This is a genomic window from Brevinema andersonii (assembly GCF_900112165.1).
Taxonomy (GTDB): domain Bacteria; phylum Spirochaetota; class Brevinematia; order Brevinematales; family Brevinemataceae; genus Brevinema; species Brevinema andersonii.
The window spans coordinates 380,238-400,527 of sequence record NZ_FOKY01000001.1; the positions used below are offsets into that span (position 1 = coordinate 380,238).

19 protein-coding genes are annotated in these 20,290 nt (G+C 39.9%); 7 read left to right on the forward strand and 12 right to left on the reverse strand.

The genetic code is table 11. The features are described from left to right. Positions 1 to 257: 257 nt before the first annotated feature. The 3 genes from BM018_RS01895 to BM018_RS01905 are packed head-to-tail and all read right to left on the reverse strand — an operon-like array spanning position 258 to position 3,351. On the reverse strand, positions 258 to 698 hold the full coding sequence (locus BM018_RS01895) for a hypothetical protein (RefSeq protein ID WP_092317848.1): 441 nt from the start codon (positions 696 to 698) through the stop codon (positions 258 to 260). Further along, positions 695 to 1,747, reverse strand: coding sequence for a mannose-1-phosphate guanylyltransferase (locus BM018_RS01900; RefSeq protein WP_092317851.1), 1,053 nt, complete (start codon positions 1,745 to 1,747; stop codon positions 695 to 697). Before BM018_RS01900 ends, BM018_RS01895 begins: the two co-directional genes overlap by 4 nt. Beyond that, entirely contained in the window at positions 1,735 to 3,351 is a 1,617-nt protein-coding gene (locus BM018_RS01905) for a CTP synthase (protein WP_092317853.1), read from the reverse strand. Before BM018_RS01905 ends, BM018_RS01900 begins: the two co-directional genes overlap by 13 nt. A 262-nt stretch (positions 3,352 to 3,613) precedes the next feature. Between BM018_RS01905 and lepA the strand changes: the two genes are divergently transcribed. Further along, positions 3,614 to 5,419 carry a translation elongation factor 4 gene (lepA, locus tag BM018_RS01910; RefSeq protein WP_092317856.1) on the forward strand — a complete coding sequence of 602 codons (1,806 nt, stop codon included), beginning with the start codon at positions 3,614 to 3,616 and terminating at the stop codon, positions 5,417 to 5,419. Positions 5,420 to 5,439: 20 nt separating this feature from the next. Here the strand turns inward: lepA and BM018_RS01915 are convergent, their stop codons facing one another. From BM018_RS01915 to BM018_RS01955, 9 genes are all read right to left on the reverse strand, one after another. Then, entirely contained in the window at positions 5,440 to 7,617 is a 2,178-nt protein-coding gene (locus tag BM018_RS01915; RefSeq protein WP_092317859.1) for a polyribonucleotide nucleotidyltransferase, read from the reverse strand. Positions 7,618 to 7,693: 76 nt separating this feature from the next. After that, positions 7,694 to 7,966, reverse strand: a complete 273-nt coding sequence (rpsO, locus tag BM018_RS01920) for a 30S ribosomal protein S15 (protein WP_092317862.1) — start codon at positions 7,964 to 7,966, stop codon at positions 7,694 to 7,696. Positions 7,967 to 7,992: 26 nt separating this feature from the next. Continuing rightward, entirely contained in the window at positions 7,993 to 8,925 is a 933-nt protein-coding gene (locus BM018_RS01925) for a riboflavin kinase (protein WP_092317865.1), read from the reverse strand. Beyond that, a complete protein-coding gene (gene murJ / locus BM018_RS01930; protein ID WP_092317868.1) occupies positions 8,922 to 10,460 on the reverse strand; it encodes a murein biosynthesis integral membrane protein MurJ in 1,539 nt (512 codons plus the stop codon). Before murJ ends, BM018_RS01925 begins: the two co-directional genes overlap by 4 nt. Before the next feature lie 5 nt (positions 10,461 to 10,465). Next, a complete protein-coding gene (gene pta, locus BM018_RS01935) occupies positions 10,466 to 11,461 on the reverse strand; it encodes a phosphate acetyltransferase (RefSeq protein WP_092317870.1) in 996 nt (331 codons plus the stop codon). Between the two features lie 36 nt (positions 11,462 to 11,497). After that, positions 11,498 to 12,190, reverse strand: a complete 693-nt coding sequence (locus BM018_RS01940; RefSeq protein ID WP_092317873.1) for a zinc metallopeptidase — start codon at positions 12,188 to 12,190, stop codon at positions 11,498 to 11,500. A 48-nt stretch (positions 12,191 to 12,238) separates the two neighbouring features. Beyond that, on the reverse strand, positions 12,239 to 12,736 hold the full coding sequence (gene coaD, locus BM018_RS01945; RefSeq protein ID WP_092317876.1) for a pantetheine-phosphate adenylyltransferase: 498 nt from the start codon (positions 12,734 to 12,736) through the stop codon (positions 12,239 to 12,241). Continuing rightward, positions 12,733 to 13,176 carry a hypothetical protein gene (locus tag BM018_RS01950; protein WP_092317880.1) on the reverse strand — a complete coding sequence of 148 codons (444 nt, stop codon included), beginning with the start codon at positions 13,174 to 13,176 and terminating at the stop codon, positions 12,733 to 12,735. The genes coaD and BM018_RS01950 overlap by 4 nt, the downstream gene beginning before the upstream one ends. Before the next feature lie 8 nt (positions 13,177 to 13,184). Beyond that, a complete protein-coding gene (locus BM018_RS01955; RefSeq protein ID WP_092317883.1) occupies positions 13,185 to 13,880 on the reverse strand; it encodes a hypothetical protein in 696 nt (231 codons plus the stop codon). A 139-nt stretch (positions 13,881 to 14,019) separates the two neighbouring features. Here BM018_RS01955 and holA point away from each other — a divergent pair, with 139 nt between their 5' ends. The 6 genes from holA (at position 14,020) to thrS (ending at position 20,278) form a co-directional block, all read left to right on the forward strand. Next, positions 14,020 to 14,946, forward strand: a complete 927-nt coding sequence (gene holA / locus BM018_RS01960) for a DNA polymerase III subunit delta (protein WP_092317886.1) — start codon at positions 14,020 to 14,022, stop codon at positions 14,944 to 14,946. Beyond that, a complete protein-coding gene (locus BM018_RS01965; protein WP_092317889.1) occupies positions 14,943 to 15,755 on the forward strand; it encodes a TrmH family RNA methyltransferase in 813 nt (270 codons plus the stop codon). Before holA ends, BM018_RS01965 begins: the two co-directional genes overlap by 4 nt. Further along, positions 15,752 to 16,288 carry an RsmG family class I SAM-dependent methyltransferase gene (locus tag BM018_RS01970; RefSeq protein ID WP_159428132.1) on the forward strand — a complete coding sequence of 179 codons (537 nt, stop codon included), beginning with the start codon at positions 15,752 to 15,754 and terminating at the stop codon, positions 16,286 to 16,288. Before BM018_RS01965 ends, BM018_RS01970 begins: the two co-directional genes overlap by 4 nt. Before the next feature lie 322 nt (positions 16,289 to 16,610). Further along, on the forward strand, positions 16,611 to 16,826 hold the full coding sequence (locus BM018_RS01975) for a hypothetical protein (protein ID WP_327020465.1): 216 nt from the start codon (positions 16,611 to 16,613) through the stop codon (positions 16,824 to 16,826). Positions 16,827 to 16,859: 33 nt separating this feature from the next. After that, positions 16,860 to 18,317, forward strand: coding sequence for an aryl-sulfate sulfotransferase (locus BM018_RS01980; RefSeq protein WP_092317898.1), 1,458 nt, complete (start codon positions 16,860 to 16,862; stop codon positions 18,315 to 18,317). A gap of 8 nt (positions 18,318 to 18,325) precedes the next feature. After that, positions 18,326 to 20,278, forward strand: coding sequence for a threonine--tRNA ligase (gene thrS, locus BM018_RS01985; RefSeq protein WP_200778551.1), 1,953 nt, complete (start codon positions 18,326 to 18,328; stop codon positions 20,276 to 20,278). The last annotated feature ends 12 nt before the right edge of the window (positions 20,279 to 20,290 follow it).

Below are 20,290 nucleotides of genomic sequence, written 5' to 3' on the forward strand. Positions count from 1 at the left end.
TAGTTTATATTTTACTAAATTATAAAGATTTTAATTAAGCTTTCTACGAATTAAAATAATATCCTATTTAAAAATAAGATTGAAACATTTATATTAATAAAAATAATATATTTTCAAGATGGATGAAATTTATATTCATGAAGAATCTAAAAGCATAACAAACATTTAGTTAATAGCTTTATAATTTTCCTTTTTAAGGATTTGTGCTACTGATAGAAGTTGATAAAGATTTCATGATTTCTCAATACTATAAATCTTCATATGTTTTTAGGTTTGTTTGCTGCAATATACTTTCTAAGCAATAATTTTTTTTTGTTAAGATAGCGGCAGATATCTTTTGAAGCGGCGTCGATTGTTTCGATTTGCTTGACTGCTTTCAACAGCATATCTTCTGCAGGATCTTCGTCCAACCTAGGGATACTGAGAATAAATCCTAAGAGCCTATGATTGATCATTTGGAGTTGTTTTTTGTATTTGATGTTTTTACGGGACGCTTCAACTAGAATCATAGAAAATTGGCGTGCTGTTTCGATGAACGCCGTTTGTTCTTCGAGGCCGAGATGAGAAGCATTGAGAAATGGTTCGAGCAGGTCGAGTTTTTTAGTAAGAAATGTATGCTCTTCAGCAAGAAAACTTAGAGAGCGCCACCAATATATACCCACTCCAATAAAAATAATCAATATATAAATCCACATCATAGCAAATCACTATGCTTGGATTTTATTGTTTCGAGAATATCTTGCATGGCTTGAGGATTGTTTTTATCAACTATTAGAATACAATCTGGAGTCTCAATGACAGCAATATTTTCAACCCCTGCAAATGCAATAAGTTTACGTTGTGTTGAATAGCCAAGGCATCCTGATGAGTCAGCGGCAGTAATGATACTTTTCCCTGCAGCAACGTTACTTGAACCGTTTATGCTTAATGCTTCATGGACTGATCCCCATGTCCCGATGTCACGCCAGTGAGTAGCAGGGAGCTTGAGGGTGTATAGATTATCTGCTTTCTCTGCGACCAGCTTGTCAAAAGGGATTTTGGGGATTGTAGAGTATTGTTTCAGGAAATCAGCATAGGAACTATTTATCCAAAGATCAAAAAGTTCAGGATTTGATTTTTTAATGGCTTTTTCGATTGATGCTGCAGAAAATCCGTAAATTCCTGAATTCCAGAAAAGTTTGCTTTGTGTTTTTAATGTGCTGTCTTTTGATAAATCAAACCATTTCTTTGCGGTTAAGGCATCGGGTTTTTCTTTGAAATTTTTTACTCTTTGAAGGCCGTTTTTAGCTTCTATTTCTATATATCCATACCCTGTTTCGGGGCGTGTTGGTGTAACATAAAAGCAAATGATTTTATCACTTAAATCTAAAGTTAAATTTGGACGAAAGCTGCTGATATAATGATCACTAGGAAAAATATAAATCTGCTCGTTGTTTGAAGCGCCCTGTTCAAGTAGATATTTTACACCCAGAAGCACAGCAGGTCCGGTGTTTTTTGCTTCGGGTTCAGCAATAATCGCACCTATTGAATATTGATTCCAGATGGTTTTCAGATCTTCTTTTTGTGATTCAGCAGTGATTAAGTAGATATTTTTAGAAGGAAATCCTGCTGTTTGAATGCGTTCGATGGTCATGGCAAGAAGGCTTTTATCCTCGCCTAGTGGAGCTAGCATTTGTTTAGGCATATTTTTCCGCGATAACGGCCATAATCTCGTTCCCTGGCCTCCTGCTAAAATCAATCCATACATGATTGTCTTCCACTACGGAATTTTTCAGAGGCTTCCAGAAATGACAGAAAAAGTGGATGAGCTTTGAGAGGCGATGAAAGAAATTCTGGATGATATTGTACAGCAATATACCAGGGATGACCAGCAATTTCAATAGCTTCTACCAAACCTGAAGGCCCTTGAGCTGAAATTTTCAAGCCTTTTTCTTCAAGATGTTCTACATAGACAGGATTTACTTCAAACCGATGTCTATGCCGTTCTTGAATTGTTTGAGTTTTGTAAATTTTTTCGAGAAGAGTGTCTGATTTCACAGTGGCTTTGTAAGCTCCCAGTCTCATTGTACCGCCTAAATCTTTAATATTTTTTAGGTTGGATAACATTTCGATAACGGGGTGGGGTGTTTCAGTATCAAATTCGGTAGAATCTGCATCTAAGCCTAAAACATTCCGTGCAAATTCAATCACTGCACACTGCATGCCCAAGCAAATACCAAATGTAGGCTTATTATGTGTCCGCCCATATTGAAGTGTGTTGATTTTGCCTGAAATGCCGCGGTTGCCGAACCCGCCCGGCACGAAAACCCCGTCTACACATTCAAGAGTATCTAATGCTTCTTTTTTTTGATCTTCGAGGTCTTCCGGATTTAGAGTGTGAAAACGAATAGAAATTTTTTGTTCGGTAGCCGCATGCTGAAACGCTTCGAAAACTGACTTATAAGCATCTTTCATTTGAATATATTTTCCAACAAATGCAATATCAACCGATTTTTTCGCTTTTTTGGTATTTCTAGAGATTTTTTTCCATGAAGCGAGATCGGCTTGTTTCGAGGGAAGATTGAATCTTTTTTCAATACATTCAAGCACGCCTTCTTGATGCAGAATTAGTGGTATTTCGTAAATATTTTCTGCGTCTGGCAAAGAAATTACCAAGCCTGTTGGTACACTGCAGAAAAGCGATAATTTTTCACGAATCTCTTGTGTGATCGGTTCTTTTGATCGGCATATCAGCATATCAGCATGGATTCCATCTGACATTAGTGTTTTTACCGAATGCTGCGACGGTTTAGTTTTAAGTTCTCCACCTGTAACTGTTGGTACAAGAGTTAAGTGAATACACATGGTGTTTTCGAAACCTTCTTCCAAAATAAACTGACGGATTGCTTCGATAAACGGCACGCTTTCGATGTCACCAACCGTACCTCCCAACTCAATAATACAAACATCCGAACGGTTTTTATCGAACATGCGTATTCGTCTTTTGATTTCGTCTGTAATGTGTGGAATAACTTGAACCGTTTGCCCCAAATATTCGCCGCGTCTTTCAGCTTCGATGACTTTTTGATATACTTTGCCTGTTGTGATGGCTGAATCTTTTGACGTTTCGATCTGCAAAAAACGTTCATAATTGCCCAAATCTAAGTCCGTTTCTGTGCCATCTGCCGTAACAAAAACTTCGCCGTGTTCGTAAGGTCGCATTGTGCCAGCGTCAACATTGAGATAAGGGTCAATTTTCATCATATTTACACGGTAGTCAGCTGCTTGAATCAGCGCACCGATAGCTGATGCTGTAATACCCTTTCCTAATGACGATACCACTCCTCCGGTTACAAAAATATATTTTGCCATTCTCCTACTCCTTTGAAATTATTTTAGCATATTTTTTTTCTTTTAACAAGATCCGTATTATAGAAAAAGACATAGAAAATCTTGCTATTTTCTGGAAAAAGATGTTAGTAATAAGATTAGCAGGAATTTGATGTGTTGGTAGAATGGAAGCTTTATATATTGATCCTCACTGGAAAATCAACTTTTGCCTGTACTTTTTTAATTTTATATATTTGCTTTTTGTGGTCATGTACTCTATAATATGAAAAAAACGAGAGCTGTTATGTCTTACAAGTCGCATTTGAGAAATTTTTGTATTATTGCGCATATTGATCATGGAAAATCAACCTTAGCTGATCGAATTTTAGAATTGACCGGATTGATAGATCCAAATAAAGCAGGAGCACAAGTATTAGATTCGATGGAGGTCGAAAAAGAACATGGAATTACGGTGAAAGCTCAGACAGTTTCAGCTCCATACAAAGCCCGTGATGGTAAAAATTATCTTCTTAATCTAATTGATACACCAGGACATGTTGATTTTTCTTATGAGGTCTCGCGTAGTTTGGCGGCATGCGAAGGGGCATTATTGTTAGTAGATGCCACCCAGGGTATTCAAGCTCAAACTCTATCAACGTTTTATCAGGCTTTAGAACATGACTTAGAAATTATCCCAGTTTTAAATAAAATTGATTTACCAAATTCACGGGTTGAAGAAGTTTTAGCACAGATTGAAAATGATTTAGGGTTGGATCCTTCAAAAGCCTTATGTGTCAGTGCAAAAACAGGTCAAGGCATGGAAGAACTGTTCGAGGAAATTGTTGCCTGTATCCCTCATCCTAAAGGCGATGCTTCCCACCCTTTGCAGGCTTTGGTCTATGATGCTTATTACGATATGTATCGCGGAATTGTGGTGAAGGTCCGTGTGATGGAAGGTACGCTCAAAAGAGGAGAAGAAGTTTTATTTATGCATTCGCATACGAAATATACTGCTGATGAAGTTGGTTTGATGCAAATAGCGTTTAATGCCAAGGATACTCTGAAAGCTGGGGATGTGGGTTATATTATGGCACAAATTAAGAGCTTAGCAGACATTAAAATTGGTGATACGATTACGTTGGTATCGAATCCTTGTCGAGAAGTGCTTGCTGGTTATAAAGAGCCTCAAGCTTTTGTATTTGCGGGTTTGTTTCCTGGTGATGGGGAAGATTTTTCTGATCTTGACAAAGCACTCCAAAAACTCAAACTGACTGATGCTTCGCTTCGCTTTGAAAAGTGGAATTCTGGTGCGTTAGGTATGGGGTTTAAGTGTGGTTTTTTAGGACTTTTGCATCTTGAAATCATTCGTGAGCGCCTTGAAAAAGAACATAATTTGTCCGTTATCTCGACGGTACCTTCGGTCGAGTATAAGGTAACCCTCAATAGGGGTGAGGAAATCATGATAGAGAATGCAGTGGAATTTCCTGACCCTTCGCAGATTCGATTTGTAGAAGAACCTGTTGTCAAAGCTACTATTATTACTCCCAATGAATATATGGGCACGCTGCTTAATCTGATCCAAGAACGGCGTGGTATCCAAACAAACCTTGTTTATATTGATACCAAACGTGTTCAAATCGATTGTGAACTTCCATTGGCTGAGATTATTTACGATTTCTTTGATAAACTTAAAAGTTATTCGCGTGGATATGCATCATTTGACTATGAGTTTCTGGAGTTTCGTCAAAGCAAAGTAGTACGAATGGATATTCTTGTGGGTGGTAAACCTGTGGATGCTTTGGCACAGATGGTCTATGCAGATGATGTGCGCCGGCGTGGTTCGGCCATTGTCAAAAAGCTTCGCGAACTCATTCCAAAACATATGTTTCAAATTGCGCTTCAAGCAGCAATTGGCTCAACAATCGTCGCGCGTGAAACAATTTCTGCAATGCGCAAAGACGTAACCGCAAAATGTTATGGTGGCGATATCTCGCGCAAACGTAAGTTGTTAGACAAGCAGAAAGAAGGTAAGAAAAAAATGAAAATGATTGGTAGTGTTAATATCCCGCAAGAGGCTTTTATAGAGGTCTTGAAGCGTGATGAAAAATAAAAGCATCGATTGAGATGCTTTTATTTTTTTTGATTGTCATTTTCTGAATTTTGTTTTTTAAAATCTTTTCTTGGCGGACGTTTTTTATCATGAAATTCTTTTCGTACAGGTTCGATATCTTTGTTTATTTGATAAATATTAATACGTTTTTTATCGTCTATATTTTTAAAGAAGACAGTAATTTTTTCTCCAATTTGGATATGATCTTTATTATCTTTCATTTTTGATGTATGAAGCAATGCCTGTATCCCTGGTAATACTTCAACAAATACTCCAAATGCTTCTTTTCGAGTGACAATACCAGTAATTTCTTCATCTTCTTTGAATCCTTCTGTCAGTTTGCGTATCATATCTGCAGTTGCTTGAATATTACCTAAATTTTGAGCCGAGATGACTACGTCTCCATTGTCTTCAATATTAATTTCAGTTCCAAAATCAGACATAATTTTTTTTATGACTCGACCTCCTGATCCAATAACATTCCCAATTTGTTCCGGGTTTATTGATACTTTGAATAATTTTGGAGCCGATTCAGAAACTTCAAAACGTGGTTTTGCAATACTTTTTTCCATGATATCCAAAATGTGCATACGTCCTTCTTTTGCTTGAGAGAGCGCTATTTTCATGATATCGGCAGGCAAGCCAGCTGTTTTAAGATCCATTTGAATAGCGGTAATGCCATCTCTTGTGCCAGCAACTTTGAAATCCATATCGCCATGATGATCTTCCAAACCTTGGATATCGGAAAGTATAGTATAATTGTTGGTTTTTTTGTCCCAGACCAAGCCCATAGCAATTCCTGCAACTGCTGACTTCAACGGAACTCCTGATGCCATCATTGCTAACGAACCCGAACATACACTGGCCATCGATGATGAACCATTGGATTCAGTAATTTCTGAAACAAATCGGATAGTATAAGGAAATTTTTCGTATGCAGGTAGTACGGGGATTAAGGCGCGTTCCGCAAGATGACCATGTCCAATTTCCCTACGTGAAAGTCCTCCTAAACGTTTGACTTCGCCGACGCTGAATGGTGGAAAATTATAATGCAGCATAAATCGTTTTGTGAAAACTTGACTACTTTCGACCGAATCGATCAACATTTCGTCTTTAGGCATGCCGAGTGTCACTATTCCCAAACTTTGAGTTTGGCCGCGTGTAAATAAAGCTGAACCGTGCAATCCAGGAAAAATATCTAATTCTATTTCGATAGGTCTGATTTCGGTTAATTTCCGGCCGTCGGTACGGATTTTTTCCACCACAATTTGATGCCTGATAATTTCCACTTCGACATCTTCAAATATATTTTTCAGTTCTTTATAAGCCTCATGATCTTTGTCAATACCAAAATGTTCTGAAACTTGCTGAAATACTGCTTTAATATTGGAGGAACGCCGATTTTTATCGTTATCATTGGAAACCGCTTTGATTTTATCATACGCAAAAGTCCGAATTTCTGACAATCTGGTTTCTGAAAAAAAAGATGCAGTTTCCATAATCTCCATTTTTTGAGGATTGATTAATGCTGTTAATTCTTCGATCATACTGATTTCTTCAAGAATAGCTTCATGAGCTAGCCTCAAGGCTTCGAGAATAATATCTTCGGATACTTCACTGCCTCCGCCTTCCACCATACAAATACCTTCTTTCGTACCGCCAACAAGCAGATCCAAATGTGAAGATTCAATATCTGCAAGAGAAGGGTTTATTTTGTAACCAAAATCAGGACTCCAAATAATTTTGACTCCTCCAGCAAGCTCATCTAAGGGAATAGGAGAAATTGCTAATGCTGCAACAGCTCCGATAATTCCCATAGCCTCTGTGGTGTAGGTCATATCAGAAGAAAGTAAAGTCACAATAATCTGTACTTCATTACGGAATCCTTTTGGGAAAAGAGGACGGATCGGTCGATCAATTTGACGTGCCATAAGAGTAGCGTTATCAGAAGGTTTTGCTTCACGCCGGAAAAATCCTCCAGGAATTCGGCCAACTGCATAAAACTTTTCTTGAAAATGCACAGTCAGAGGAAAGAAATCGCCTTCAATAGGTTCAGGAGAAGCACATGCTGTTACAAGCATTGCATTTCCTGCATAACGCACCAAAACACTTCCTCCTGCTTGACGTGCTAGTTTTCCTGTTTCAAGAGTAATTTCTTGGTCGCCGATTTTTCGGCTTACTGTTTTGACATCGAACATATCAAGTTCCTTTATGATATATTAAATAAAAATCCAAAATGCTTAAAGAAACACTTTGGATTTTGTAATTTCTTTATTAGAAAGAGGCTCGTATTCCTAAGCTTTCTAAAAGCTTATGAAAGCTTTCAATATCCGTATTGTGAAGATATCTAAGCAAACGTTTTCGTTGACCAACTAGCTGTAAAAGACTGCGTTTTGATTTGTGATCTTTCCGAAAAGTTTGCAAATGTTGCGAAATATTTTCAATACGAGCAGTAATTAAAGCAATCTGTACTTCCGGTGATGCTGTATCTTTATCATGGCGCCGATATTTTTCCATAACAGCTTTTTTTTGTTCGGCTCCTAACATAAGCCCTCCGCATTATCCAAAGCAGCCTACCTTTCGCACTCTGGGAATGGCGGTGCTTTTTGTATTTTATATCTCTCAGTTGCGAGACCTAAGGATATTTCCTTATAATTATATAACATTTTGCGTAAATTTTCAAGCGATTCAAGAGTTTTTTCTTCTGAAATTTTCTCAATTAGCCGTAAAGCTGTTTGTGTGCTTTCAGGAATAGAGGGCACCGGCTTCCCGTCAATAATATGAGCTTCCATCCGCAAGTCTAACCCTCGAAGCGACGGACGCGTACCCACATAAGCTGCACATGGTCGCGTTTCTCCAAAAAGTAAAATTTCTCCGAAATAAACTCCAAAACCTGGAGTTATCTGATTTGAAGATTGGAGATTAATAGTCGGGAAGTCAATCGTCCGCCCAACCTGCGAACCTGAAATTGTACGTCCGTAATATGTGTATTCATAACCTAAAAGTTTTGCTGCAACGTCTACGGATCCGTTCTTAATAAGATCCCGAATCACTGACGAACGGCATATGAAACCATTGATTATAATATCTGGTTCGTGAATAATATCGACGTTTTGACCTATATAACGTATTCCTTCCTTACATCCAATATGAAAATCAGGACCTGCATAGAATATAACTTTTTCGGCATATTTTAAAAGCGATCGAATAAATTGATCCTCCGATAGATATCGGATATCTTTAAAATTTTCCACGATAAGAAAATTAGGATTTTGTTGGCTTAACATATATTGTTTTACAGAAGCAGGTAGCAGCCGGCCTTCGAATTTTTCATGAGGTAAGACTTCTTTAGGAAGAGGTTCGAAAGTCAAAACGAGCGATGTATCATTATTTTTCGAAGCTTCGTCAACAACCCGGGCGATTAGTTTTTTGTGAGCTTTGTGCACGCCGTCAAAAGCACCAATGGTCACATGCAGCGTAGATGTATACGGAATATTTAATTTCATGCATCAGCCTGTTTTAAGGGGTATATCCCTAAAATTTTAGTGGAAGCTACGAACAATCCCAATCCTAGGAAAAAAATAGTTACCCCCAGCAGCAATGCCAATATGGGATTGGACAGTGTGAGATAGATAGAATGTAGAGGCTTAAGGATTAGCCAAGAGGTACCGCTGAGCAATATAAATCCGCTTGCCTGAGTGAAAAATTGACTACCATAGTGTGCAGGAACAAAAATAAGAATCAATACCGTTTCAATTGCTAGAGTAGTCCATGCTGCAATAAGGTCAGCATAGATTAATCCTTTGGCCCCAAGCATGAAATATTTTGCTGCGATATAGCCACCAATGTTAAGAATGAAATTAATAATATAGAACATTAAAGGAAAATATGGTCGTTGTAATGAGTAAAAAATTTTGTTAATAATAAGGCTAAGTGACCATGGGATTAAGATTGTTCCCATTAAACCGACGGCTTCGATAGTGAGAGCAAACAGTTCAGGGGTATATTTTCCGGTAGATCCTGAAAATGCCAAACTAATATCTCTGAAAACCAGATTGACTAGGACATCGGGATAAAATAAGAAAAATCCAGAAATTGGTAGTGCCGTGAACAACAAGAAAATAAAGCTTTGTTGCCAAGCTTGAGCTAGCAGAGAGTTATCATTTTTGACTTTAGCGAAGATAGGAAATACCGCTCCGGCAATTGCGGCTCCAATAAATCCCACAGGTGCATAGAGTATGGTGTTGGCGTTACGAAGATAAGTGATGGAACCGCGCGGTAAAAACGATGCAAAATATCCTAAGCCCATCGAAATCCCTGATTGTACTAAGTATGTGAATGCTGTCGGAAGAAAAACCTGCCAGAATTTTTTGACGTTTGGGTCCTTAAAGGTGATAAAAAAACGATAACGGAATCCGATACTATAGAGTTCGATGAATTCTGCGAGCGTCTGCAAAGCTGTTCCAATCACAATTGCCCACGCCAGTGACATAATGCCCATCGATTTGTAGGCAAAAATAGGAAAAATGACAAACACGGTATTCGATAAAATAGGAGCGTTGGCGGAGGTAATAAAACGCTCATGAGCGTTGAGGATTCCCATTCCTATTGAGAAAGTAGCAAAGAAAATGGTTGACAGCAGCATCACTGAAGTTAGTTTTATAATGGATGAAAAAGCTTCAGGATCGTCGACAAAACCTGGTAAAAATGTTTTAGTCCACCACGGCGTAACAGCAATGCCAATTGAAGTAACAACAATGGATACCAGAATGATTTGATTAATAATGTTGGATGCAAATTCATCTGCTTTGATAGCGTCGGTATTCTTTTCGCGACTAAAAATCGGAAGAAATGCATTGACTAGCGGACCTTCACCCAGCACTTTTCGCAGCGACAAAATATTGGCATTGGCACTGTAAAAAGTGTCTGCACCTGCCCCAAAAAGATAATTCACAACGTTAAATTTTACAATCCCCGACATCCTAGACAGAAAAGTACCGAAAGCATTGATAATTGTGTTTTTTATAGGTATGTATTTCATTGTTTTTATATTGCCTGCACCAGTGTCATTGCTGAAACTGTTACGATGTCTTCTACCGAGCAACCACGGGAAAGATCGTTAATCGGTTTGGAAAGCCCCTGAAGAACAGGTCCATAAGCTTCTGCCTTGGCAAAACGATGTACCAACTTGTAGCCGATGTTTCCTACACCAAGGTCTGGAAATACTAATACATTAGCCGTTCCTGCAACGTTGCTGTTCGGAGCTTTTAATGCTGCAGTTTCCGGGTCGATTGCCGCGTCAAGTTGTAGTTCACCGTCGAATTCGAAATCTACTTGGCGTTCTTTCAAAATATTTACAGCATCAATAACTTTTTGGGTTTCTGGAGAGTGAGCGCTGCCTTTAGTTGAAAAGCTCAAAAGAGCTACTTTCGGCTCGATTGCCAACAAAGAGCGAGCCGCTTGAGCACACCCTATGGCTATATCCGCAAGTTGTTCAGGAGTTGGGTTAGGCACAACGGCACAGTCACCGAAGATCAGCTTTCCGTTCATTCCGTAAATCGACAATGGTACTTCCATGACAAACACGCCTGAAATGGTTTTGATTCCTGGTAATGGCTTTGCAAAGAAAATAGCTGCACGTAATGTTTTGGATGTCGGTGAGAAACTTCCTGAAACCATTGCATCTGCAAAACCTTCTTCCAATAGCTTGCCACCGAAAAATACATCATCTGTCATTTCTTCGAGGGCTTTTTCTTCGGTCAGACCTTTGTGCTTGCGATGTTCGTAGTAGCTGTGCGCAAAGTCTTTTAAACGCGGATCGTTTGCATAATCAATGACATTGATGTTCCGCAAATCAACACCATGTTCATCAGCAGTTTCTTTAATCATCAAAGGATTCCCTAAAATTGTGATTTCTGATGCCAATTTTTGTTTCTCGATTGTATGTGCTGCTTTGAGAACACGTGGATCAATACCTTCCGGCAGCAGCAACCGACGTGGATTAGCTTTAGCTTTTTCGATAACTTCTTGTGCAAATGACATAATTTTTTCCTTAATTCTAAATTATTTTTTTAACTCTTAATCATCACGGCGCATTCCGCCGGTCAGCATGATAATGCGCAACAGCTGGAGTAATGAAATCACGGCCCCTGCAACATAAGTCAGTGCAGCAGCGTTAAGGACTTTTTTAGCACCGCTGAGCTCTTTCTTGTCGAGGAAGCCTTGGTTGAGGATCTGGATAGCACGGTTGCTTGCGTCGAACTCCACAGGAAGCGTCACTACACTGAACGCAAATGTTGCCCCAAACGTATAGACACCAATTCTAAGCAGTTCCGGCATACGTAGGAAAATCCCTGCAATTACAATAAAAATCCATGCATTTGATGCGATGCTGACAATTGGGAAAATTGCATTTCGGAGCATCAATGGAAAGTAATGACGGTGGTGTTGGATAGCATGACCGGCTTCGTGGGCTGCGACAGCAATTGCAGCAACAGAATTGGCATGAAATGTCGACTCCGAAAGTCTGAGTGTTCGGGAGCGCGGGTCATAATGGTCGCTGAGCTGGCCGGGAGTAAATTCTACCCGCACGTCATGGACGCCGTTTTCCTGTAGAATAGTTTCCGCAACATCTTTAGCGGAAAGGTTGGTTGGTACTTCGGACCACTTGTTGAAGGTGTTTTGTACTTTTGCTTGAGCGATCATTGCCAAAATGATACCCGGCAGTATGATAATCATGGTCGGGTCGAAAAAAAACGGAAAAGGATACATAAATTTCTCCTGGTTTAAGATTTTGTCTTTATTATATTAAGGTCTTTTTTAAGCAGAAGAGTCTTTTTCAGGAAAAAATTTTTGCTTTAAAGCACGGCAAACAACTTCTGGTACTTTATCGAGCGTACATGCACCAAAACGGGCAAGTTCTTTCACTGTGGTAGAGCTCACAAATAACTGCTTTTCTTGAGCTGTAAAAAAAATCGTATCAATCGAGGGATCAAGCCCACGGTTGGTAGAAGCGATCTGCAGTTCGTACTCGAAATCAGAAATTGCTCGCAGACCTCGTACAATGAATCGAGCGTTGTTTTCACGAGCAAAATTCACAGCTAAGCCACCAAAAGCCAATATTTGAAGTCTTGGCTCGTTTGGAAAAATTTCCTGCCAAAGTCCAATCCGTTCTTCTTTAGAAAACAAAACATGCTTTAATGTATTGTCGGCAACTCCAATTATCACTTCGTCAAAGACTTCCAAAGCTCGACGTGCTATATCTTCGTGACCCTTTGTCGGTGGATCGAAAGTGCCCGGATATATTGCCCGTTTCATTGTGTCTCCTCAACAGAAAACTTGATAGGCCTTGTTTTTTCGGCAGTTTCTGCGGGTATAAAAATACCGTAAATCCCTTCCGGCTCGACCGAAATAGAAATTTCATGCCGTTGTCCACCAAACATAATTGCCTTAATATTCCAAGGTGTATCAAGCCCGTTTTGGAACAGCAACGAAAAACCTTTACGGTTGTTTTCTTCAACTGGTGTGTATTGAATAGTTCGTCCACGTGCGATAGCTTGCACTTTTACAGGAGCCAGGCCCTGTTCACGCTGCATATAGGCATAACCAAAAAACATAAGCAACAGCATCCCGTAAAACATCCCAAAGTAATGTGGCTGCCGAGGTATTGAAGGCCCGCACGATAAACATTTTTTTTTAGGTTCGATGTATTTCAGTTGCCTATCAAGACGGATTTCAGGAGCAAGACGTTCTTTCATAATGTCTCCTATTTTGTGCTCCGTACCGGTGGCGTAATTTCATATAGTGGATGTTGGCTTCCGGAACTGTTTGTTTTGTTATCATTATCGGGAACTTCTACTGGTTCTTGAATATTTTCTTCCATTTCCGACGAGGTTTCATGTATGTCCAATTTATGCCGCATAATTTGCATATTATTATTTTCTTCTGCCGAAATAATAATAATTTTTTCCACAACGTTCGGCAATGGAAAGTGCATCGAACTATAAATTCCCGGTAAATAACTGTCAATATCAAAAAAATACCCTAAATTATTGCGTTGGTATTGAACTTTTGCTGATGTACTGGTTTTTGTGGCACAGGCTCCTAGAAATTTCAACTCAGTAAGGTAGGGAATCGCACCTTTGTAAACAACCTGCCAAGATGCTGCTTCGAATTTCCAGCAGTCAGGCTCGAAAATCAATGTATTTCCTTGATACAAGATTTTGCTGCGTTTTAACACAGTAATAGTGCGGATTTCCTCTTTGGGGTAGCCTAAATCAGGCAGCTGTACGAAGTCTATTTTCGCCGGAAAACCACGTATACCTTTGGATTCGGGTAAGGGGATAATACTGCCGCTACCGTCCATCAAAATAACCGAAGCTTTTGATGAAGGTGTTTCTGCGGCTTGCACTTGGTAAAAAACATCCAGAAAAATTATCAAAATAAGTGGCACCAGCCGCATAGTTTCCCCTTTCTATAAAAATAGCTGCAGTGATTATAACATATTTTTATTTTTTTGCACAATTTTTGAAAAAATTCGTAGAAAAATCTTTATTTGTACATTATAATATAGTAAATTGTGTGGAAATTAAGAAGGTTTTATGGAAAAAATCATTGTTTTGGGCGGCGAAAATACGGTATTTGCGCGCGAGGAGTTCGAAAAATTTTTAGCTGCCGCGCCCAAAGAAGGATTGCTTGTGCGCTACGGTGACGAAATTAATATTGAAGATTTTTTTTCTAACCTGCGCATGGGGTCGCTGTTCAGTACGGAGCTCTTGATTGCCGTTCGTAATGCTGATGCTAGTCCTGCAGGTTTTGAGAAAGCTCTGTTAGATTACATTAAAAATCCTGTTGAAAGCACAGTTTTAATGCTCTGGTATGCAAAAATTCCGGCTAAAATTGAACGTGCTGTTTTGGATTTAGGGGCGGAAACCGGGCGGGTTCTGAATTTCAAAAGAGCTTATGCACAGGATCTTAGAAAATATGCCATTTCCAAGCTTGAGGAGTCTCAAGTTACTTATGATCCCAAAGTTCCGGAAATTTTAGTAGATATTTCCGGCGAAGATGCTGAAGAATTAGCAGGCATGTTAAATAAATTGCTGGATTATGCTGGCAGCAAGCGGATTTCTAGTGAAGATGTTTATTTTGCTCTTGAAAGAGCCCGTAATTCTTCTATTTTTGATTTTATTGATGCTATTTTTGCACGCAATATTCCTACAGCTCTTGAAGCGTTTTCTGATCTTGTTTACTCCGGAGAATCTTTGGTAGCGTTAAATGTTATGTTGTTGAGAGCAGCGCGTATTATGTGGGCAGCTAAAACCTCTCCGGGGTCAGCAGTACCTCAAGGATTAGATGTGTCGTCATTTGAGTGGAAAAAATATCAGAACGTTGCTCGGAATGTGCCTTTGAAATTTGTTTCACGGATGCTGGAATGTGTGTCATGTCTTGAGTTTGAAACAAAAACACGACCGGAAATTTTCAGTCGGCATGCATTAGAAAAATTTCTCTTTGAGATGGATCAGGTATGATCAATCCTAGAAAATTTGTGCTTTTGGGGGCCAAACAACAAATTTATAAAATTGCATCAACGATCCGTGTATCTGAAATATCATTGAAAAATGGAGGTTCACCCGACCTTAGGGAAACGCTCTGCTATTGTGATGCAGTTCGGGAACTTCCAGGCAAAAAAATTGCTCAAGCCCTCGAGATAGCGGATTCAGTCCGCAATTTAGATCGCTTGGCTCCGAAAGAAAAAATGAAACGCCTTAATTTTGCATACCACAATTTGTTAGCGTTGCTGGACCGCCGAGAGGATGAAGATAAAAATTTCTCATTTGAACGTTTCGACAATCTGGAACGTGTTCCTAAACGTTATCCTTGGATTGGCATTCTGGATAATCTGAGGTCGCCGATGAATACGGGTTCTATTTTCCGATCTGCTGATGGTTTTGGGACGGGTGAGCTTTTTTTGACTGGAATTACACCTTCGCCACCAAATCCCAAAATATCGCGTACTGCGCTTGGGGCTGAGGAGTTTGTGCCATATCGTTATTTTGCCGAAACGAGTGCATCCATCGCTGAAGCCAAGGCAGCCGGCTACCGAGTGGTGGCGTTAGAAGTAGTTGAGCCGGCACGGCATCTTCATGAAATTCAAAGTTTTGAAAATCATGCGTTTGTGTTCGGCAACGAAGAATTCGGTATCACTGAAGAAACTTTAAGCCTTTGTGATGATGCGGTACGTTTGCCGCTTTCTGGGCGCAAAAATTCATTAAATGTAGGTAATGTATTTGCTGTGGTGGCATACGAAGCCTGGCGTTTTTTTTGGGGCGGTCCGTGAATAATCAAATTGAACTCTGGCTTGGCGAACTCAAGCGTTGGAATTCGGTGCATAATCTTGTTTCACCGTATCAGATTCCGTTTCTGAACGAACATGTTGCTGATTCGTTGTCTTTGGCTCCGTTTCTGAAACAAAACCTTGTGGTTGATGCGGGTAGTGGTGGTGGATTTCCGGTGATTCCGTTGGCTATCTACTCGAAATATTATAATTTACCAATTCGTTTTGTTGCTACAGATGTGGTCGATAAAAAAATAGCTTTTTTGAAGTGGAGCGTTAAACGATTTTATTTGAATGTCGATATTATAAAGGTTGATAAAAATTTTTTAATAGAGGAAGAATGTATGCTGATCAGCCGGGCATTTGCATCCGTTGAAAAGCTTGTTGCCTGGAAAAACAAGCATATACCTCTATGTTCTGAAATGTTTTTGCTGAAGGGCCAGAAAGCAGTGGAAGAAACAGCCCAGTTAGGAATGGAGAATGCTCAATTTATACCCAATCAGCGAGGATTTATTGTAAAAATATGTCTAAAATAATTTTAGCCTCCGGTTCGAAAGTACGCAGGGTTTTATTTGAATGCTATCTGGACTGTAATTTTGCTGTTTTTGTTTCTCATATTGATGAGACGGCTCTTCTGAAATTTCTGCTAGAGCATTGGCATTGTTGCTTGCCAAGAGCAAGTCGGATGCTGCTTTTTTGTCTTGTCCGGATGCTTGTGTTTGTGGGTTTGGTACGGTTGTGGAATATGAAAATAATATTTTAGGGAAACCATCCGATCTGTAGCATATCCGCGAGATGCTGACTTTTCTGAGCAGAAAAATTCAAACAGTCTGGACGGGTTATGCATTGCGGATTGGTATGCAGAGTTTTTTGGGTGCAGAACATGCTAATTTGATTTTGAAAATGTACAAAACTCAAATAAATAATTACGTTAAACAAAATCCTGTATTAGAATTTGTAGGTGTTTACGGAATGCAGCACTTAGATGTTAATGCTACACTGTTATCTGGCCGTGCTGATATAGTAATTGGTGTGCTTATGCATAAGATCTTTTCTTTTATTCGCGCTTTTTGAGAAAATCAATTATAATGTCGTCGAGGAGAAGGGATGGTACAGTTGTTGTTGATTTTGATGATTGTTTCTACAATACAAGCCCAAGACGGGTTGAAGGGCAGGATGGTTGAAGATCCATACAAATCGGCTCCGTTATCACTGGAGTATAGGCTTCCTGAGACCAATGACAAGCCTGTTACAGTAAGGGTTTTGGGTAAGACAAAAGATGCGATGATTGCTCATACTTATCCTGCAGGATATGGTACAAAACTGGCTATTCATGGGTTGTATCCTGGGTGGACGAATACAGTAATCATTGAACAGGAAGGAAAAAGACGGATATTCAAGATACCGATCCCGCCGTTTCCGGAAGGCTTCAAAATCCGTACTCGCATCAATGTTGACCGTCTTCCAAGAGAAGATCCTTTTAATAGGGATTTATTTTTTATGTCTGTTGTGGGCTTGAAGACGATTATCGGGGTGGACAGGAAAGGCGATATTCGCTATATTGGCACCAACGACTATTATTATGCTATGCGTATGGATGTCGATAACGGTGAAATTGTGATCGAAAATATTGCTCAAAAGGGTGGATTTTCGCGGCGCACACTGTTAGGTAGGGATATTGTTGCGTTTCCGTTGCAGGCACATCATGATAAGGTGCCATTTAAGAAAAACTTTATTGTAGCTGCGTGTTCGCAGTGGGGCTGGGAAGATGCGATTGTCGAAATCGACAGACAAGGCAACGTGCTGAGAGAATTGTTAATTGGAGATGTGCTGAGAAAAGCAATCGATCCAAAAGATACAGAGCTGTTGAATCGTACGGTGTTTGATGACAAAAATATTTATCAGCGCGCTGGCACCAATGTGCGTATGGATTGGGCTCATGTTAATTCTATTGTTTACGATCAAAAGAAAGATATTTTATATATGTCGCTGCGGCATCAAGGGGTGTTTGCAGTCAAGTACAAGTCATGGAAGCTGTTGTGGTGGATGGCCGACGATGACCGCGACATTGATGCAGGGTTTGGGTATGGCAAAGTTCCGAAGAATGTCAAAAGTATTTTAGATATTCCTTCACTTCAGAAGTACCGTAAAATAACTCAACCCGGTGAGGCGCCAAGGAATCAGCATGGTTTATTTTTGAGGAAAAACGGAAATGTCATCCTGTTTGACAATAACGGCGACACCAAAAATCCTGAAGGTTCGAGAGTATTGGAATTTGCATTTGAAGGCAAAAATGCTCGGCTTGTGCGCAGCTATACACATCCGGAAAAATATTTCTCTAAAATTGTGTCTGATGTTGATCTTACTGGGCAGAATCATGAAAATTTATTAATTTTATGGGGATCGAGCTATCCCAATCATATTTCTGAGGTGGCGCCGGACGATTCGTTGGTATTTGACATGAAGATTCAAACTCGGTTACTGATTTATAGAGCTGACAAAATGCCTTTGTATCCTTATGCTGACCCCAAGAAAAAATATGCATTGGATGCATGGGAACTTTAGGAGGATTAATGGAAAATCATATTGAATTCGGAAAAAATTATATGCTTTCAGGCGAAAAGACATTTGCAGACGTGTTGAAAAAGCTGCGTGAAGATAGGGATTTGGCTAAAACGCTGGGTATTAATGACAAATTGGATCAAGCAGTTGCTGTAGTGGTTGCGGATGGTAAACCTTTGGATTTGAGTGCGGAAATTAGTGAGGTTAAAGCTTTTGAGTTCCTGACACCCGAAGACGAACGAGGTTTACAAATTATCCGACATTCGACGGCACACTTGATGGCACAAGCTTTATTAAGGTTGCGGCCAGGTACAAAACCAACAATCGGGCCGGTGATTCGTGATGGGTTTTATTATGATTTTGATATTGAAGGTGAGTTTGGTGAAAATGATCTGCCCTTGCTTCAAAAAGAAATGGAAAAAATCGCAAAAGAAGCATTGCCAGTGATCCGCGAGGTTTGGAAAAAACAAGATGCCATCGATTATTTTACCGAGCAGGGCGATTTTTATAAAGTGGAAATTCTTACTGATATTATTCAAGGGGACGGGCCTGTCACAATGTATAGGCAGGGCGAGTTTTTGGATTTGTGTCGAGGTGTCCATGTGCCGAATACGAAGGCATTAAAGGTGTTTCAAGTGTTATCGTTAGCGGGTGCATATTGGCGAGGTGATGAAAAACGTAAAATGCTTACACGGATTTACGGGACAGCATGGCCTTCGAAAGAGCTGTTAAAAACTTATCTTAACAACATTGAAGAAGCAAAAAAACGCGACCACCGGAAGCTTGGAAGGGAATTGAAGTTATTTGGTTTCCATGAGGAATCTCCAGGCTTGCCGTTTTGGTATCCAAAAGGTTCTGTGCTCAAGCGTGAAATGCTGAAATATATGCGTGAAGAGCTAAACAAGCATGATTATTTGGAGATCGAGACTCCTATGATGCTTAAGACAAGTTTGTGGGAGACATCGGGGCATATGCAAAATTATAAAGAAAATATGTTTTTTTCATCGACAAAAGAAGATGAACATTTTGCGGTCAAGCCAATGAATTGTCCGGGTGGGATTTTGTGGTACCTCCATGAACCTCATTCCTACCGCGAACTACCGATCCGGTTAGCGGAATTTGGTTTAGTGCACCGCTATGAAAAATCCGGGCAACTTAATGGATTGTTGAGAGTTCGGGGATTTACGCAAGATGATGCCCATATTTTCATGATGCCCGACCAGATTGAAAGCGAAATTGTCCAAGTAATGAGGCTCATTGATGATGTTTACCGTACTTTTGGATTTGAATATGAGATTGAGTTTTCAACGCGGCCAGAGAAGTCGATTGGTTCGGATGAAATGTGGGATTTGTCACAGGGTGCGTTGAAAGCTGCGTTGGATCGTTTTGGTAAAAAATATACGCTCAACGAAGGTGATGGTGCGTTTTACGGGCCAAAAATTGATTATCATCTCAAGGATGCCCTGGGTCGGACTCATCAATGTGCGACCATCCAGTTGGATATGAATCTACCTGAGCGTTTTGGCTTGAAATACAAGGGTTCGGACGGTGCGGAACACTATGTTGTGATGATTCACCGTACGATATACGGTAGTTTGGAACGTTTTGCTGGTGTTTTGTTGGAGCATTTTGGAGGTAAATTTCCATTGTGGCTGGCTCCTGTTCAGGTGAAAATTTTACCTGTGTCCGAAAAATTCAATGATTATGCACAAGAAGTAAAGCTTTTTCTGAAAGGGTTTGGGATTAGGGCAGAGGTAGATAGTTCCGACGAAAAACTAGGCTACAAGATTCGGCAAGCAACTCTCGAAAAAGTTCCGTACATGGCGGTGCTAGGCGAACAAGAGCTTCAAACAAAAACAATTTCCCCGCGTCATCGAGATCACGGCGAAGAACCAGCAGTTTTGTTAGCGGATTTTGCCGAGCGGCTCAAAAGAGCTTTGGATGAGCGTGATAATAACTTATAGATTATGGTAAAT

Excerpts from the sequence above, each read along its gene's own strand:
- BM018_RS01895 (WP_092317848.1), bottom strand. The coding sequence starts at position 698 with ATGATGTGGATTTATATATTGATTATTTTTATTGGAGTGGGTATATAT.
- BM018_RS01900 (WP_092317851.1), bottom strand. The coding sequence starts at position 1,747 with ATGTATGGATTGATTTTAGCAGGAGGCCAGGGAACGAGATTATGGCCG.
- BM018_RS01905 (WP_092317853.1), bottom strand. The coding sequence starts at position 3,351 with ATGGCAAAATATATTTTTGTAACCGGAGGAGTGGTATCGTCATTAGGA.
- lepA (WP_092317856.1), top strand. The coding sequence starts at position 3,614 with ATGTCTTACAAGTCGCATTTGAGAAATTTTTGTATTATTGCGCATATT.
- BM018_RS01915 (WP_092317859.1), bottom strand. The coding sequence starts at position 7,617 with ATGTTCGATGTCAAAACAGTAAGCCGAAAAATCGGCGACCAAGAAATT.
- rpsO (WP_092317862.1), bottom strand. The coding sequence starts at position 7,966 with ATGTTAGGAGCCGAACAAAAAAAAGCTGTTATGGAAAAATATCGGCGC.
- BM018_RS01925 (WP_092317865.1), bottom strand. The coding sequence starts at position 8,925 with ATGAAATTAAATATTCCGTATACATCTACGCTGCATGTGACCATTGGT.
- murJ (WP_092317868.1), bottom strand. The coding sequence starts at position 10,460 with ATGAAATACATACCTATAAAAAACACAATTATCAATGCTTTCGGTACT.
- pta (WP_092317870.1), bottom strand. The coding sequence starts at position 11,461 with ATGTCATTTGCACAAGAAGTTATCGAAAAAGCTAAAGCTAATCCACGT.
- BM018_RS01940 (WP_092317873.1), bottom strand. The coding sequence starts at position 12,190 with ATGTATCCTTTTCCGTTTTTTTTCGACCCGACCATGATTATCATACTG.
- coaD (WP_092317876.1), bottom strand. The coding sequence starts at position 12,736 with ATGAAACGGGCAATATATCCGGGCACTTTCGATCCACCGACAAAGGGT.
- BM018_RS01950 (WP_092317880.1), bottom strand. The coding sequence starts at position 13,176 with ATGAAAGAACGTCTTGCTCCTGAAATCCGTCTTGATAGGCAACTGAAA.
- BM018_RS01955 (WP_092317883.1), bottom strand. The coding sequence starts at position 13,880 with ATGCGGCTGGTGCCACTTATTTTGATAATTTTTCTGGATGTTTTTTAC.
- holA (WP_092317886.1), top strand. The coding sequence starts at position 14,020 with ATGGAAAAAATCATTGTTTTGGGCGGCGAAAATACGGTATTTGCGCGC.
- BM018_RS01965 (WP_092317889.1), top strand. The coding sequence starts at position 14,943 with ATGATCAATCCTAGAAAATTTGTGCTTTTGGGGGCCAAACAACAAATT.
- BM018_RS01975 (WP_327020465.1), top strand. The coding sequence starts at position 16,611 with ATGCAGAGTTTTTTGGGTGCAGAACATGCTAATTTGATTTTGAAAATG.
- BM018_RS01980 (WP_092317898.1), top strand. The coding sequence starts at position 16,860 with ATGGTACAGTTGTTGTTGATTTTGATGATTGTTTCTACAATACAAGCC.
- thrS (WP_200778551.1), top strand. The coding sequence starts at position 18,326 with ATGGAAAATCATATTGAATTCGGAAAAAATTATATGCTTTCAGGCGAA.